12 protein-coding genes are annotated in these 16,269 nt (G+C 44.1%); 11 read left to right on the plus strand and 1 reads right to left on the minus strand.

Features of this window, described 5'->3' with window-relative positions:
* Window positions 1–48: 48 nt before the first annotated feature.
* The gene (locus tag D0A37_RS26885; RefSeq protein WP_242719160.1) at window positions 49–2,772 is read left to right on the plus strand and encodes a cation-translocating P-type ATPase; all 2,724 of its coding nucleotides are present in this window, start codon (window positions 49–51) and stop codon (window positions 2,770–2,772) included.
* 53 nt (window positions 2,773–2,825) lie between these two features.
* Here D0A37_RS26885 and D0A37_RS26890 read toward each other — a convergent pair whose 3' ends face one another.
* Window positions 2,826–4,841, minus strand: coding sequence for an adenylate/guanylate cyclase domain-containing protein (locus D0A37_RS26890; RefSeq protein ID WP_445242453.1), 2,016 nt, complete (start codon window positions 4,839–4,841; stop codon window positions 2,826–2,828).
* 420 nt (window positions 4,842–5,261) lie between these two features.
* On the opposite strand from D0A37_RS26890, the gene D0A37_RS26895 reads away from it, so the two are divergent.
* From D0A37_RS26895 to D0A37_RS26940, 10 genes are all read left to right on the plus strand, one after another.
* Complete coding sequence (locus tag D0A37_RS26895) at window positions 5,262–5,474, plus strand: hypothetical protein (protein WP_242719164.1); 213 nt, start codon at window positions 5,262–5,264, stop codon at window positions 5,472–5,474.
* 476 nt (window positions 5,475–5,950) lie between these two features.
* Window positions 5,951–6,223 (plus strand): hypothetical protein, encoded by a 273-nt coding sequence (locus tag D0A37_RS26900; protein ID WP_242719166.1) that lies wholly within the window; start codon window positions 5,951–5,953, stop codon window positions 6,221–6,223.
* Window positions 6,224–6,905: 682 nt separating this feature from the next.
* A complete protein-coding gene (locus tag D0A37_RS26905) occupies window positions 6,906–7,223 on the plus strand; it encodes an HPF/RaiA family ribosome-associated protein (protein WP_242719168.1) in 318 nt (105 codons plus the stop codon).
* Window positions 7,224–7,388: 165 nt separating this feature from the next.
* Window positions 7,389–8,543 carry a baeRF7 domain-containing protein gene (locus tag D0A37_RS26910; RefSeq protein WP_242719170.1) on the plus strand — a complete coding sequence of 385 codons (1,155 nt, stop codon included), beginning with the start codon at window positions 7,389–7,391 and terminating at the stop codon, window positions 8,541–8,543.
* A 326-nt stretch (window positions 8,544–8,869) separates the two neighbouring features.
* Window positions 8,870–9,931 carry an AI-2E family transporter gene (locus D0A37_RS26915; protein WP_242719172.1) on the plus strand — a complete coding sequence of 354 codons (1,062 nt, stop codon included), beginning with the start codon at window positions 8,870–8,872 and terminating at the stop codon, window positions 9,929–9,931.
* 66 nt (window positions 9,932–9,997) lie between these two features.
* A complete protein-coding gene (locus tag D0A37_RS26920; RefSeq protein ID WP_242719174.1) occupies window positions 9,998–10,807 on the plus strand; it encodes a glucose 1-dehydrogenase in 810 nt (269 codons plus the stop codon).
* A gap of 308 nt (window positions 10,808–11,115) precedes the next feature.
* Window positions 11,116–12,069, plus strand: a complete 954-nt coding sequence (locus D0A37_RS26925) for a polyphosphate kinase 2 family protein (RefSeq protein ID WP_242719176.1) — start codon at window positions 11,116–11,118, stop codon at window positions 12,067–12,069.
* 198 nt (window positions 12,070–12,267) lie between these two features.
* The gene (locus D0A37_RS26930) at window positions 12,268–12,435 is read left to right on the plus strand and encodes a hypothetical protein (RefSeq protein ID WP_242719178.1); all 168 of its coding nucleotides are present in this window, start codon (window positions 12,268–12,270) and stop codon (window positions 12,433–12,435) included.
* Between the two features lie 699 nt (window positions 12,436–13,134).
* Window positions 13,135–14,247 carry a mechanosensitive ion channel family protein gene (locus D0A37_RS26935; protein WP_242719180.1) on the plus strand — a complete coding sequence of 371 codons (1,113 nt, stop codon included), beginning with the start codon at window positions 13,135–13,137 and terminating at the stop codon, window positions 14,245–14,247.
* On the plus strand, window positions 14,186–15,943 hold the full coding sequence (locus tag D0A37_RS26940; RefSeq protein WP_242719182.1) for a mechanosensitive ion channel family protein: 1,758 nt from the start codon (window positions 14,186–14,188) through the stop codon (window positions 15,941–15,943). The genes D0A37_RS26935 and D0A37_RS26940 overlap by 62 nt, the downstream gene beginning before the upstream one ends.
* Window positions 15,944–16,269: the final 326 nt, after the last annotated feature.

The following is a 16,269-nucleotide window of genomic DNA, read 5'->3' on the forward strand; positions in this document are numbered from 1 at the left end:
CGAACAGAGGTTAATATAAGGCGGTTAAATTTATTCAAGCATCTAATCATGACATCTTCTACTATTGACAATCTCACTGAACAGCAATGGCATCAGCAATCTGCTGCCGATGCTGCGAAATATCTGAGGACAGATTTAGAAGGGGGATTGTCAGAAGCAGAGGTGTCTGAACGTCAGAAACTTTATGGTTTCAATGAAATCAAAGGGAAAGCAGGGAAAAGCCCCATCATGCGTTTCCTGATGGAATTCAACCAACCCTTGATTTATATTTTGTTAGTTGCTGGCATCGTCACCCTGCTGCTAAAGGACTGGGTGGATGCGGGGGTGATTCTGGGCGTGATGTTGATTAACGCCGTGATTGGCTTTATCCAAGAATCGAAAGCCGAAAATGCGATCGCCGCCCTAGCCAAATCTGTCACCACTGAAGCCACCATGATTCGAGGCGGGCAAAAGGTGCGGCTGAACTCCCGCGAACTGGTTCCTGGCGATTTGGTGGTACTGGCATCCGGTGACAAAGTGCCTGCTGACGTGCGGTTAGTTAATGTGCGCGACTTGCAGGTGAGTGAATCTGCATTGACAGGGGAATCCGTTCCCGTCCAAAAAGCAACCGAGCCCCTAGCCACGGAAACGGTTTTAGCCGATCGCACCAACATGGCTTATGCCGGAAGCTTGGTGACATTTGGGCAAGCCAAAGGAATTGTGGTAGCGATCGCCAACCAGACGGAAACTGGGCGAATTTCGCAACTGATGGATCAAAGCACGGGGCTGGAAACACCACTTACTCGCAAGATTGAGCAATTTAGTAAGAGTCTGCTGTACGTCATTCTAGGGTTGTCAGCATTCATGTTTGCTGTGGTGATGGGCAAAGGAGGAACCTGGACAGACGGGTTTAAGACCGCAGTTGCCCTAGCCGTGAGTGCCATTCCCGAAGGACTCCCAGCCGTGGTGACAGTGACGCTAGCACTGGGGGTGGAACGGATGGCCAAGCAACACGCGATTATCCGCAAACTGCCCGCCGTTGAAACTCTCGGTAGTACGACGGTAATCTGTTCGGATAAAACAGGCACTCTCACCGAAAATCAGATGACCGTCCAAGCTATCTATGCCGGGGGGAGTTCCTACACTGTTAGTGGGGTGGGCTACCTAGAGTCAGGCTCGATTTTACAAAACGATCGCCCCGTAGAGGTAAGTCAATTCCCCATCTTGCAGGAATGCTTGCAGTGTGGCTTATTGTGCAATGACTCTCATCTTCAAGAACAAGATGGGCAGTTATCTGTAGCCGGCGATCCCACCGAGGGGGCACTGATTGTCTCGGCGCAAAAGGCAGGGTTGACACTGCAAGAATTAGAGCAGGAACAACCGCGACTAGATACAATTCCTTTTGAGTCGCAGTTTCAATATATGGCAACCTTGCATCAGTCAAGAGAACTAGCCGATCGCCACACGATTTATGTTAAAGGTTCGGCAGAGTCTATTCTCAAGCAATGCCATCACCAAATTGATGCAGATGGTCAAAACATCGACTTAAATCGAGAGGAAATTGAGCAAGTTGTCGATCGCATGGCATCCCAAGGTTTACGGGTTCTAGCATTTGCTAAGAAAGAAATCTCAGCCCAAAAGCAGGGGATCGATCGCGAAGATATTGACGAAGATCTAGTCTTTCTGGGACTCCAAGGCATGATAGACCCACCCAGAGCCGAAGCGATCGCCGCCGTGCGGACTTGTCAGTCTGTGGGAATTCAAGTCAAGATGATCACGGGCGATCATGCCCTAACTGCCGCCGCGATCGCCCGTAAAATGGGACTCAGCCAAGAAGAAAATGCCTTGGCGTTCACTGGGAAGCAACTGGCAGAAATGGACGATCAAGAACTGGCCAATGCCGTTGAAGCTAGTAATGTGTTTGCGCGGGTTGCTCCTGAACAGAAACTGCGACTGGTGGAAGCTTTGCAGTCCAAGGGCGAAATTGTTGCCATGACCGGAGATGGGGTCAATGATGCCCCTGCACTGAAGCAGGCGGATATTGGCATAGCGATGGGGATTACAGGCACGGAAGTTGCCAAAGAAGCAGCAGATATGGTGTTGACCGATGATAACTTTGCCTCCATTGAAGCCGCCATAGAAGAAGGACGCACCGTTTATGGCAACCTGCTGAAAACCATTGGGTTTATCCTACCCGTCAATGGTGGAGAAGCGCTGACCATATTGGTGGGAATCTTGGCGGGTACAACCCTGCCAATTTTGCCGGTGCAGATTCTCTGGGTGAATATGGTGAGTTCCGTCGCCCTAAGTGCCACTCTCGCGTTTGAGCCCAAATCGGCTGAGACTATGCAGCGATCGCCCCGCCGTCCCAATGAACCCCTATTAACGAAAAAATTGCTGTGGCGCATCCTAATTATTTCCATCTTCAATCTCATTGCTGTACTTGGAATTTTTGAATGGGCTTCGGAAGCCACCGGTAATATCAATTTGGCTCGGACAATGGCAGTCCATACCCTCGTTTCAGCAGAAACTTTTTACTTATTGAGTATTAGCCAATGTATTCCATCTCTGTTTGGGTATTTAAAAGATCGCACTCAAGAAATTGCTTTTATTCCTGCGATAGGTGTGGCTTGTGTGTTTATATTTCAAGTTTTCTTTAGCCAGTTGACTTTCATAAACCCGCTATTTGCTACCCAACCGCTTAGTTTTATCCAAGCTCTCATTTGTATCGGTGCAGGGATTCCAGTCATTGTGCCTGCTCTGTTTTTAAAGCGCTTTGCTCCTCTTGCTTAAAGTGATAGCGATCGCGTAGCACTCTCCTTACCTTAGTAGGAGTCGCAATGATGTTAGATATATCGAGTGCTAGTGGCTAATATTTCTCCCCGCCGACCCAAAAGCCAATAGGTCATCATTTCTCCTCTTCCCTTGACATCGATCGTCCCCCTTGGCTCTAGTAAGTATTTATTCTGTAATTTGAGATAAGTCGCATTGGTGACTTGAATGTATCCCGGTTTGCCGTGGGATTCCATCCTTGAGGCGATATTCACCGCATCACCCCAGAGGTCATAGATAAATTTCTTAATCCCAATGACTCCGGCAATTACAGGACCCGTATTAATCCCGATCCGAATTTGTAGAGATTCCCCAAAAATATTCTCCACGTCTTCCATATAGGCTCGCATATCCAACGCCATGTTGGCGATCGCTTCGCAATGATCCGGTCGAGAAGCGGGTAAACCACCAACTACCATGTAAGCATCCCCAATGGTTTTAATTTTCTCTAAGCCATACTTTTCAGTGAGTTGATCGAAGGCAGAGAAAATTTGGTTTAAACCTGCTACCAATTGCATCGGCTCTATCCGGGCCGAGATAGTGGTAAACCCTACGATATCTGCAAACAAAATCGTGGCTTCTTCAAAATGTTCAGCCGGGGATTCATTCGTCCGCATGAGGCGATCGGCGATTTCTGCCGGTAAGATATTCAAAAGTAATTGTTCTGACTTTTCTTTTTCTTGGCGCAGTTCCCCAGTTCTTTGCTCCACTCTAGCTTCCAATTCTTCATTTGCCAAATGGATGGCATCTAGAGAATCTTTCAGTTGTCTGGTCATGCCGTTAAAAACATTGGCTAATTTGCCCAGTTCAACGATGGAACTAACCTCCACTTGTTGGTTGAGATTGCCCTGCGCGATCGCTTCCGAAGCAGTGGTGATCCGCTCCACAGGATGGATAATCCGGCGAGCGGTCAGGATACCCAACAAAATTGCCAAAATCAAAGTTGCTAAACAGAGCAGGATTGTAGTCTGAGTATTGGCATTAATCTGATTCATAAAGTCTGCTTCTGGAATAGTCACCACCACCAACCAGTCAATACCTTTACTATCTCGAAAAGGATCGACTTGGACGAAATAATTTTTACCATCGACGGTAAATTTCAGTTGATGAGATGCTTGGATATTTTGAAAATCATGAAACTGCTCTAGCAAAGCTTGACTCGCTTTTTGGGTGAGGGCATTGCTACTATTGACAACCTTGAGTCGTTCAATTCGTTGCTCTGGCAGTTGGACAACCTTGTCTGGGTAATATTGAAAGGGCTTTTCCCCTGTAGAGGTGGCAATCATTTCTCCAGACCGTTCCAGAATAAAACCTTGCCCAGTTTTACCTATTTTGAGTTTACTTAAAAAATCCCCAAACATTACCAGATTTAAGCTGGTCATCCACACTCCTTGGAGATTTCCACTCTGGGTATATATGGGTTTGCCAGCCGCAATGTATAGGTATTTACCTGTAATGTGAGGATACAATTTTGCCCAAACAGCTTGCTTTTCCTGGACTGGAATTTTATAGTAGGGGCGGTTGCGAGGGTCAAAGTTAGGGTTCCCGGCGTTGATAATTTCCCGGCGTTCCCCCTCTGGACTTGTGGTATAGGTAGTCAAAGTGTAGTTATTTTCTACCTCCGAAGTACGGATGACGATCGTGCCATCATCCTGCCGCTCACCAGCAAAAAACCCCTGATTGGGGGTAACAAAAGCTGCGGCAGCAACAAGGGGAAAGGCAGGGAGTTGTCCCCATAGAAACTTCTCTACGTCTCTCCCATTATTAAGATCGATGCGCTTTTGGCTCAGGGCTGCATCATAGTTTTCAAAGGATTGAAAGGGAATAGCAACCAGATAAGTTAGATTTTCTTTGATGCGATCGCTAATATCATTCCGCAACAGAGTAGCTACATCATTTACTGCTTTTTGACCGTTTCTATAGGAAAGATAACCAACAACAGCCACTGCTCCAACTGTTTGGACAACAAATGGAACAATTAGCATTATTTGTAGGGGAATTTTTCTGAAAAGTCCAGGTGATAAGGGCATCCTTGATTTACCAAGCATAGTGACTTCTCCCGACATTGATACCTAGCATAAGTTAATAGGAATTTAATTTGCATACGCCTACACCATACACCTCATACCCCACAACCCTTTCGACAATTTCAATAGGCAATTTATTGCTCTTGTGTCACTCTGATGGGAGTATAATAGCCGAAAACGACCTAAACTCAGTTGCTGTCTGTGGATGAATCCCGCCCATCTCGACCCACCATCAATTTTATTGATGAATATTGTGACTCTTGGGGCAGGGCTGTTTCATTCGACCTAGGGGCAATCCCCCCGTGGTTGCCCCCATGTCTGAAACGCCTGTGAAATCGTCTGTGGGGGGGTAGGCATTCTTGGCACTACAAGAGTCAAAATCGCGATTTTCGTGAGAATGAAACCGCCCTGCCCCAAGGGCGGGTGCTTTGTTTTTTGCTGGCGTTGTGTGCGATCGCCCTATGTGGTTATTTGACAGCAACCCCGGCCAGATTTTTTGTGCGTCAGGATGCTGATAGCGATCGAGCAGAAAGAGCGGGTACACAATCAATTCAAGCTGTGGAAACAGAAATTACTGCACTGCCAACAGAGGTTCAAGCCTTCTTCACGAAAAGGTTTAGACCTGTGAATTGCTGACCTTTGATTTGAGCATGAGGTCGATCGCTCTCGATGCGATACTACAGAAACAATGATGTCTGTCCAATTATAGATAACCTTTGAATCTAAACTATTCCAACCGAGAGATGATATTTAAAATTTTGAATTTTACTATAAAAATACCATCTAGCAACTCAAATAAAAAACCTTTAAAAGGATGGGTAAAACAAGCTGAATAAATTCATGAGAGGGAATCCAGAAAAAACTTGATCCAGGATAAATCCCATATTTAACTGTTCAATAATGTTGACAGCTTTTCTAGGGTTCAATGGCTAATTTTCTAGGAATTTGAGCCACTGTGGATAATTAAATCAATGTCATCTCCACTCCTGACTTGCATTTAATTCGAGTTTTTTATGATCCTTGCCCTCTAAAGCTTGTAGTATCCTTCCCCAAAAGGCCCGCAGTATTGAATGTTAGCCTGGTTCTATTTATTACATTGACACGAGAAACTCATGGAAAGCACATTGTTCGATCGCACATTCCGCGACAGCGAAGGCCAAATTGTTATAGCTCAGATGCCCAATCTACCACTGAGTGTCGGGATTGTAGCTACTTTATTAACGCTCATTGTTACAACAGGTCAAATTAATTTAGGGTTGCAGCTAGTAGCCTTTGGCGCTTTGTTTACTTGGGCTTGGGAAGAATTATTTCAAGGCGTTAATTACTTTCGTAGAGCATTAGGCCTGATTGTGCTGGTCGGTCTGATTGCATCTAAAATTTTATAAGAAAGTAAACATAAATCAAATCACTAAGCTAGATATAGCAATCCTCGCATTATTTGTGAATTTATTACTCCCTCCCCGCGAGTTCGGGAATAATGGGGGTGGGGTAAAAAATTGACAATTCCTGCAAGGATTGCTATACCATTTCTGACTAAAATAATGAGGTAGGGTTCGTAAGTGGTAGGGCATTGTCAATCAATAACTGCTAATTTATCACTTGCACACCCCACTTTTTTTGAGAAGCGCCATATATATTTTTATTCTGTAGGTTGGGTTTCGTTCCGCGACCCAATTTACTACTAAATAATTTTGCAGAATTATTGGAAGCATCCAAAATATCACAAAAGGAAACTCGTAATTCGTAATTCGTAATTCACTTCGTAATTCGTAAGCGGTGGTGCAAGCAGCCTGATGGGAATGCAGACAGTGAGAATAGAAAAATTTGACAAACCTATGCAGAAAGGGTGATTTTAATTGTGCGATCGCTTGCTATACCTTAAGCACATTAAGCTTGTAAGTATCTACCTTTTAGTAGGCTACTTCGGTCACGGAAACCTAGATGATCGTAATGGTAGCGATTTGCCGAGCTAGGGTTGATTAAACAGATCGGCAGGATGCTGTATGCAGGAAAAAGGGCGCTAATCGCACCACTCCCATAAGACAGCTATTAGAAGAGGATTGACACATGAAAGTTCAGCTCAACACTGATACCAACATCGGCGGCAACGAGGCGCTGTCTCAACAGGTCGAAGCCATAATTAACGACACCTTAGATCGCTTCAGTCAGCATATTACACGGGTGGAAGTCCACCTTAGCGATGAGAACAGCAACGAGAAGTCTGGTGCTAATGATAAACGCTGTTTGATCGAAGTTCGTCTTGCTAACCATCAGCCAATTGCAGTCAGCGATCAGGGCCAGATATTGGAGCAGTCCATCAGGGGTGCTGCCGAGAAAATGAAAAAGTTGCTAGACACTACTCTCGGAAAGTTGCGCGCTCGCTAAGCGACTAATCTTGACCACATCTCTGAGGCTAACTCTGACCGTCAGGGAAGTTACTCTCGGAAATTTCTCAGCACAAATCAGAAAACAGCAGATGTCTCAGAAAAGACATTCAGCTTGTCCTACCGCTGAGAAAAGCTTGAAAGAAAAATCGAACAGAGGTACACAATGAATTTATTAGCCATTGATGAATTAACCAATTTAGCCACAGAATCAAACTCAACCTGTATTTCGATCTACACGCCAATGGAGCGTTTAGGAGCCGAAACCCAACAAAATCCAATTCGGTTCAAGAATATGGTGCGGCAAGCCGAAGAACAATTGCTGGCGATGGGAATGAGTGAACAGGATGCCAAAGAGTTGCTGCAACCGGTTCATGAGCTAGATACCTATGAATTCTGGCAGCATCAAAGCGATGGATTAGCAATTCTGCTATCTCCCAATCAGTTCCGCTACTACTGCTTGCCGATCGCATTCCCAGAATTAACCGTAGTCACCGAGCGCTTTCATCTCAAACCATTGCTGCAACTGTTGTCTGGAGATGGGCAGTTTTATATTCTGGCACTAAGCCAAAATCAAGTTCGATTGTTTCAGGGAACTCGTTATCACGTCAACGAGGTTGATTTGACTGATGTACCTACCAGCATTGCAGAAGCATTGCAGTATGACGATCCAGAAAAAAGCCTGCAGTTTCATACGGCCAGCTCACAAGGCAGCAGTGGTGGCGATGGTTCTGCCATATTTCATGGACACGGAGGCGGTAACGATGACCAGAAAAATCGACTGCTGCGTTACTTCCGCCAAGTTAGCAACGGGCTAGAATCCTTCTTAAAAAACGAAAAAGCGCCGCTAATTTTGGCAGGAGTTGATTATCTATTGCCAATTTATCAGCAGGCCAACACCTACCCTCACCTACTGCCCGACGGTATCACAGGCAATCCAGAAATGTTGAAACCAGAGGAACTGCATACCCAAGCGTGGCAGATTGTACAGCCTTATTTTGAGCAAGCAAAAGAAGCAACGATCGCCCGCTACCAGGAGCTACAAGCCACCGAAAAAACTGCTAGCACGATCGAACAGGTTGTGCCTGCTGCCTATTTTCAGCGCGTTGAAGCGTTGTTTGTTCCCGTTGGTGAGCAAGTTTGGGGGGTGTTCGATCCAGAGGCGAATTCGGTTCAGATTCACCCTCAACATCAGGCAGGAGACGAAGATTTGCTGGATTTAGCCGCACTGCATACCCTGACCAATGGTGGTAATGTTTACGCCGTAGAGCCGGGAAATGTTCCTCAAGACAAGGCGATCGCCGCCGTTTTTCGCTACTGATGTCATAGCCTCTGGTTGTTGCAAAGACTGTCTTTAATCCTGGCTGGCGATCGGCTGGGTGACAGATTCTCTGTCTACAACTGTTCCTGCTCACGCTTAGGCGCAAACCCCTTTCCCCTCGCTAACTTCTCCCACCATACAATCAGCAGGAAGCCTTTTTTGCGGATGTCCTTGCGTCATGACCACCGCTCTTTGGGCCGGGAGAAGTGTCTCTGAGAAAAACTCCCCCTACAGGCTCTACAATTCATCTCTTTAGGTAGAGGGCATGGGTGTGTCTTTTATTTAATACTGCGGGTGAGGAACGGTGGAGACGTGGACAGGCTGTAATGGACAATCCAAAAATTAACACCAATCGGATGTGGGAACACCTGAACAATGCTCAACTCATTCGCTACCTGCTACTCTTTGTGCTGGGTTGGGCGATCGTGCAGGTGTTGGCATATTTTGAAACGGTTCTGATTGTTTTTATTTTTGCAGCTATTCTCGCCTTTCTGCTGAACTACCCAGTCAAATTTGTATCTCGTTTCATCCCTCGTTGGCTAGCGGTAGTGCTGGTGTTTTTACTGGCCTTGTTGATTCTAGGTGCGTTAATGGCAACGTTAGGATTAGCTACCATTTCCCAAGCACAGCAGTTATTAGAACAGGCTCCTCAATTTTTAGACTCGGCGATCGCACTGTTGGAAACACTTCAATCATTTCTGGAAAAGCGCAATATTACGGTCGATTTCAGCACCTTTGAGACACAACTGCGCGAACAAGCCCTGGGCATCATTGGCAGGGGTTTTTCCACAGTGCAAAATCTGTTCTTCAATTTGCTAGATGTGATTGTGATTGCGGTGGTTAGCTTCTTTATGCTGCTAGATGGTAGACGACTATGGAATCTGATCGTGAGGCTCTTTCCACCCGGCTTACGCGAGGATTTGACCAGGGCAATTCAAAAGAATTTTCTGGGTTTCTTTTGGGGTCGGTTGCTGTTATCAATCTTTTTCGGCATCTCTACCTTTGTGGTGTTTGTTTTGCTGGATATTCCCTATGCACTGGTCATGGCTGCAGTCGCAGGCGCATTTGACTTGATTCCCGGTATTGGCGCAACGATTGGGATTAGCCTAATCTGCCTGATTATTCTGCCTCAAGGAATTCTGCTGAGTTTGAAAGTTTTAGTGGGTTGCATTGTTTTACAGCAGGTTGAAGAAAACTTACTCATGCCGCGTATTATGCAAGGCTCCATTAATATAAATCCAGTCATTATGTTCTTTGCGCTATTAGTGGGGGCGCGAGTCGCTGGATTGGTCGGAGTTTTTCTGTCGATCCCGATCGCGGGGGTGATGATCGGCCTCCTGGATATTGATGAAATGCGTGGGGAAACGACAGAACAACCTTCTGGTTGATATTGAAGCTAGTTGGCTTGAGGTTTCGGTTAAGATATTTTGTTTTAAAACTCTGGGAGATTAATTATGAAAGGTTTAAAGGGAAAAAACGCACTAATTACTGGAGCGAGTTCAGGCATTGGGCAGGCGATCGCCATTCGTCTCGCTCAAGAAGGTTGCAACATTGCCGTTAACTATCGCAAAAGTTTAGAAGAGGCAGAAGATACTGAAGAAATAGCTCTGCAAAAAGCCTGTGGACAAGCCTCGGAATGCGGGGTTGAAACGCTATTAGTTCAGGGAGATGTCTCAAAAGAAGACGACATCCTTCGTATGGTGAATAGTGTCATTGATAAATTTGGTAGTCTGGATATCCTGATTAATAATGCTGGGATTCAAACAGAAAGCGCATCCCATGAAGTGCCAACCGATGAATTCGATCGCGTGATGGCAGTCAATTTGCGAGGTGCATATCTCTGTGCGCGGGAAACTATTAAGCATCTGTTAGAGCAGCAGCGCCCTGGGGTGATTATCAATATTTCGAGCGTGCATGAAATCATTCCCCGCCCGATGTATATCAGCTATTCCATCAGCAAAGGCGGCATGGGAAATCTGACTAAAACCCTAGCGTTGGAATACGCAAACCGAGGCATCCGCGTCAATGCTATTGCGCCCGGTGCGACGATTACACCGATTAATGAAAGCTGGACGGACGATCCAGAACAAAAGGCAGTAGTGGAAAGCCATATCCCAATGGGGCGGGCAGGCACATCGGAGGAAATGGCGGCATCTGTTGCCTTTCTCGTATCAGATGAAGCGGCTTACATTACGGGACAAACGCTCTATATTGATGGTGGATTGACCCTCTATGGTGACTTTCGCGAAGCTTGGTCTGCCTAAATTAACTTGGAGAAACTATTTGGAGGAAATAGGCGATCGCTGTCATTTTACCTAAAAAAGGACTTGTTTGGGCGATCGCTTTCTTTACTCACGGGACACTAGACTAAACCGCACTAAGGTGTCATGCAGATATGATTGAACGTGGCAGCTAGGAAGGCATTGCGGAGGAGTTAGACGGCAAAGATTTCAAGTAGTGATATATTGTAACCTCTCACTTGAGAAGAATTAAAGCAGGTATTCTACTTCATAAACTTGGAATACGTTAGAGCTGGTTTGGGTTTGCCGTTGTAATTTGGAAAGTTAAAAGTATGACCGATAAACATAGCCAAAACGATACATCATTGAATCCTTTTCCGCTCAAAAATCTTGACGATTTGATCCGTCCTTTTATTGTTCCACCAAAGCAGCAAATTATTGTGCCATCAGAGCGAGGAATTTCTCTAACAAAAGACTATGACCCAGCTTACAAAGCCAATCATCTAAAGAAGTCGAAAGCTAAAAGTCAATTAAAGAAAGGTATTAAAGCTTTAGCAGAATATCAAGATATTCTGTATGCCCAAAAAACCCATGCTGTACTAATCATCTTTCAAGCAATGGATGCGGCGGGTAAAGACAGTACGATCAAACACGTAATGTCAGGAATCAATCCCCAAGGATGTCAAGTGCATAGCTTCCAAGCGCCATCGACAGAAGAGTTAAATCATGACTATTTATGGCGTTGTTCCAAAGCCCTACCAGAACGAGGACGGATTGGAATTTTCAATCGCTCTTATTATGAAGAAATCTTGGTAACACGAGTTCATCCAGAAATCCTAGAACAGCGACCAATTCCACCTAGTTTAATCGACCCGAATATTTGGGAGCGGCGCTTTGAAGAAATCAACAACTTCGAGAAGCAATTAGTCAATAACGGGACGATTATCCTCAAGTTTTTTCTCAATGTGTCTAAGGAAGAGCAGCGAAAACGTTTTTTAGAACGGATCAATCGTCCTGAAAAAAACTGGAAATTTTCTGTTAATGATGCTAAAGATCGTACTTTTTGGGATGAGTACATGACGGTCTATGAAGATATGTTTAATCACACCAGTACGGACTATGCTCCTTGGTACATTATCCCAGCCGATCGCAAATGGTTCACTCGTCTGGTAGTAGCTGGCATCATTTACACTCAGTTGAAGAAACTGAACCTTGAGTATCCCAGTGTCAGCGAAGAAAAGCGTCAAGAACTTTTGCAAGCAAAGCTAATTCTTGAGAGCGAGTAATTAAGGTAACGATGAAATCGGGTTAGCCATAATCTCTCACTTGAGAACGATTAAAGCAGGTAAATTTAGACGAAAAGAAAAATATAAACAGCTCTTTTATCAATCCATAACTTCGCTTTTAGGAGATTTAGCATTAACAGTCTCTTATTTTTACCTGTTACTTTAGTGTGAGGAATTTGCCAGCAGCTTTCTACTTTCGTGGCTGGTGGATTGGAGGACGGTGCAGAAATTACCTACAGCCGAAAGCCCAATTATATTAACATTAAGCAGGTTTTTTGGGCGGTTAGCGAGGGCGAGAGCAAGATTTACTCTATTGCTGGCGATCGCCCCAGAAGACGCACTTTGTTGCTCGTGTGCGTGCGTTGATCTGGGTATGCGATCGCATGATACACAAGTTGCAGCATAAATTACCAAGGAGTGTCAATGCACATTAGTTCGCAAAACCATCGCCACTTGTGAGGAACTAAAAGATATGAGCGGGAAGTTGGGTTGATAAGAATTATCGCAAGGCGATCGTAAAGTTGTATTCCGATCGCGGCCTTGAGAAAGTTTTCTCATACAACCTTTCTTTACAACGGCGCTGTTTACGAGTTTGACAGGTAAAATAGTATAATTAGAAGATACCTTAAAAGGATGCGATCGCATTATCAATGAGGAGTTTTCGGATACACCCGAAAAATTCCTCTACCTGATCGGCTCAATTGACGAAGCCGTAAAAGCAGAAAAGATCCGCTTTAAAAAGGGGGAAGAATTAATTTTCCTTTTTAAGGGGGACTCTGGGGGATCTAAATTCCGAAACCTGGAAAAAAAATCATGATTTCTATGCAATCAGAAAGGCCGTCAGGAATGCACTTTAAAGTTATCTTCCCCACCAAAATCCTAATCAAACCAACTGCGTTCAAAGTAATGGCGGAAGCAGAAAATGGAAGATAGTAGCATTCTACCTTGGCTGGGTTGTTGCCTTTTGGGTATTTGTGTAAGGGCTAACAATGCACCCAATGCTACAAGCATGGCGCGAGATTCCGACTTTGAACTAACTCGAAACTTGAATAATTAAACTTTGCTATGACAGAAACAATTAATCCGCTTTATCAAGCCTCAGACCTGGCTTTAAATAATGGCGATGGCTTAGGGGCAATAAGCTCTATTTTGGTAGCAGGAGTGGTGACAGCATTAGCGGGGATTGCGCTATTTTCAATCTTAAACTTACCGTTAAGTTGGTTCGCTCCACAATTATTAAGCCAAACTTATATTCGGGTAGTGGTTGGCTCAAAAAACATACTTTTGGTGTTATCAACACTTTCAGCAATGGAAGTAATGTTACTTCTAATACCTCAAGGTAAATCGCTTAGTTTAATCGAGCTTAGCCTGAGTATTGGCATCACTATACTTAGCGGCTGGATGCTGTCAAGACTATTTAGAGAATTTTTTAACACCACAATTTTAGGAGTAACTTTTGACTCAAACCCCAAAGTTAAAGGCGAGTCAATCTTCTTAATTCGGTATTTTGGAGACTTTGCGATCGGTGTAACGTTAATTTTAGTTTTTTGTATTAGCCATAACATCAACGTTGTCGGCATAGTTGCCAGTTTGGGGATTGGAGGTATTGCCATTGCCTTTGCCGCTCAAAAGACTTTAGAGCAATTTTTGGGGGGGATTGTCTTAACCCTCGATCGTCCGTTTACTGTTGGTGACTATATCGGCTTATCGGATGGGCCTACGGGTAAGCAAGGTACTTTTGGTAGAGTAGAAAGTATCGGCTTAAGATCAACCAAAATTCGCACTTCTGGTAAAGGCACGCTCACAATTATTCCGAATAATGCGCTTACCCAAGCTACCATTGAAAATTTTTCAGGTGCAAAGAAAGTCATGTCTGTAATGATACTTGAGTTTCTTAAATCAATATCTGCCGATGAGCAAGCATTGATCCGCCAAATTGTGATGGACTGTACTATGGATATTTTTGGTTTAGATTGGCGTAGTACAGAGGTTTCTTTTAGTGAAAATCAGGCTCAAGTTTCCTTTTTTATCCTGGGTTCTAATGAGTTATCCATGGAACTAAGACGACAATTGCTGGATTTGGCAACCCAAAAAATTACCAAGCAACTTCAAAAACATGATATTTCTTTTATCCTTAACCAACCAACGATTTATGTGGATGCGCCAATTTCTATCTAAACAAGTAATTAGACGAGCAATTAAACTGACTAGCTTATTTTTAGTGGTTTGTTTGTTGGTGTTTACTCCCATGAGTTTTGCTCAAAATCCTGCTCAAAATTTTAGTCAGGGTTTTGTTAATGGTAGTGCTCCGGTGGTTGTTGATGGGATTCCCCTTTTTAAGTTGCAAGCTTTGGAGCGATTTACAGCAAAGGAGCGCACCCAATTTGCTAATAATATTCTCAGGGAGGCGATCGCTACTGATCAACCCATAACTTTTGATGTGCGGAATGATGATAGTACCAGCGCTACTTCTATTTCCTTAAATGATAACTACCTTCTCACCGTTACAGCCAATGATGTTCTGCCAGGGTTTTCTAGAACTCAACAAGCTAATCAATGGCGGGCTATTCTAGAAACAGCGATCGCCAAAGCTAAAAAAGAACGCACTCCCCAATATCTTTGGCAGAGAAGTCTATGGATTTTGAGCGTAATCGCAGCGCTGATCGTAGTGCGGCTTTTTTTGGGACTAGCAACCCGAATATTTAAGTTTCAAACTGGAATTTTCAGCAAGATTTTTTTTAGTTTTAGCTGGGGTGCGATCGCCATAGTCAGTTCCGACTGGTTTCCCATCTTACGCAGTCTACGCTATCAGTTTATTTCCCCATTCTCTCAGCCCCAGTGGCTGCTATTTTTTGGAGCAGTAGGAGGTTCCTTTGTATTTAGCCACTACGCTACAGATTTAGTAAAATTAGCGCTTAAAAAACTAGCTCCCCACACCTTAGAAACTATCTATATAGAAATTGTTCAACCGAGCGATCGCCTTTTGGAATTTGCAGTTCTCAGTATTTGTATCAGTTGGTCGGTGAGCTTATTAGAACCATTAGTACCAGTCGTTTATAATCTCCTAAAGCCGATTATCAATCTATTTTTAATTGGAAGCTTATATTGGTTATCAGTAAAACTAAGTAGCCGCTACCTGCGTACCTACGGATTCAAGTTGGGCAGCAAATTTAGCCCTAGTAGTGATGATGCCATTCTAGTGTTTGAGACCATTATTCATATCTTGATCTTTATTGGAGCTTTAGTTGCTTTTGCCAGCAGCCTCAACTTTGACTTGATTGGATTGGTGGCAAGTTTGGGGTTGGTGGGTTTAGCCGTCGCCTTTGCTGCTCAAAAAATTCTCGAACAACTGATTGCGACTTTAGTTTTATATCTTGATCGTCCTTTTGTTACTGGTGACTACATCCGCTTACCAGGTGGAGAATTAGGGAAAGTAGAAAGTATTGGTTTGCGATCAACCAAAATCCGTTCCCTTGGCACTGGCACAATTATTGTGATGCCCAATTCCATCCTTGTAAGTGTAGAAATTGAAAACGTTACTCTTGCCAAAAAAATCATGGTGTTATTTTATATGGACTTTGCTAGTGTTTTAGGGGAACGAGAATATGCGCTAGTGCAACAAGTGATCATGGAAAAAACCGCTTACCTATCAGGGATTGATACTAACAGCACCAATATCTCTCAGGCTGATGGAACAGGAAAAAGATTAAGGGTGAGTTTTGCAATTTTAGGTTCTCAAGATAATGCGATTGAAGTGCGTAAACGTCTACTAGAGTTGGCAAGGGCTAAAATTGCCAAATCGCTCTCAATCCATGGGATTGTCTTTACGATGGAAGACCCTACAGTTTATGTGCAGTCCCCGATTACAATCTGATTCTTGTTTGGGAGTGTTCAACTTAAAGCAATTGTTTGGAGGGGTGGTCAATCTCAAGAAATCCCCAATTATGAAGTAGTTCCTGGCGGCGTTTCAAATAACTCCTGAGCATCATACACTTGCTGACTAAATTGCTGAAAATCTTGCTCACAGAGTTTCAAGGGGAGCATCTCAATGAAAGCAGCCAAGCCCAAAATTGGAGTTAGGAGTCAGGAGTCAGGAGCCAGGAGAAAAGAGGAAGAAGGAAGAAGGAAGGAGCCAGAAGAAGTGTTTTTACAACCATAGTTTTTACAAATATGAGATGCTCCCGTTTCAAGGCCTCGATC

The sequence above is a fragment of the Microcoleus vaginatus HSN003 genome, from assembly GCF_022701255.1.
GTDB lineage: Bacteria > Cyanobacteriota > Cyanobacteriia > Cyanobacteriales > Microcoleaceae > Microcoleus > Microcoleus vaginatus_B.

Bases quoted from the DNA above. Each gene is read 5' to 3' on its own strand.
- D0A37_RS26885 (WP_242719160.1), top strand. From the start codon at position 49: ATGACATCTTCTACTATTGACAATCTCACTGAACAGCAATGGCATCAG.
- D0A37_RS26910 (WP_242719170.1), top strand. From the start codon at position 7,389: ATGAATTTATTAGCCATTGATGAATTAACCAATTTAGCCACAGAATCA.
- D0A37_RS26940 (WP_242719182.1), top strand. From the start codon at position 14,186: ATGATATTTCTTTTATCCTTAACCAACCAACGATTTATGTGGATGCGC.
- D0A37_RS26900 (WP_242719166.1), top strand. From the start codon at position 5,951: ATGGAAAGCACATTGTTCGATCGCACATTCCGCGACAGCGAAGGCCAA.
- D0A37_RS26905 (WP_242719168.1), top strand. From the start codon at position 6,906: ATGAAAGTTCAGCTCAACACTGATACCAACATCGGCGGCAACGAGGCG.
- D0A37_RS26925 (WP_242719176.1), top strand. From the start codon at position 11,116: ATGACCGATAAACATAGCCAAAACGATACATCATTGAATCCTTTTCCG.
- D0A37_RS26935 (WP_242719180.1), top strand. From the start codon at position 13,135: ATGACAGAAACAATTAATCCGCTTTATCAAGCCTCAGACCTGGCTTTA.
- D0A37_RS26915 (WP_242719172.1), top strand. From the start codon at position 8,870: ATGGACAATCCAAAAATTAACACCAATCGGATGTGGGAACACCTGAAC.
- D0A37_RS26920 (WP_242719174.1), top strand. From the start codon at position 9,998: ATGAAAGGTTTAAAGGGAAAAAACGCACTAATTACTGGAGCGAGTTCA.
- D0A37_RS26890 (WP_445242453.1), bottom strand. From the start codon at position 4,841: ATGCCCTTATCACCTGGACTTTTCAGAAAAATTCCCCTACAAATAATG.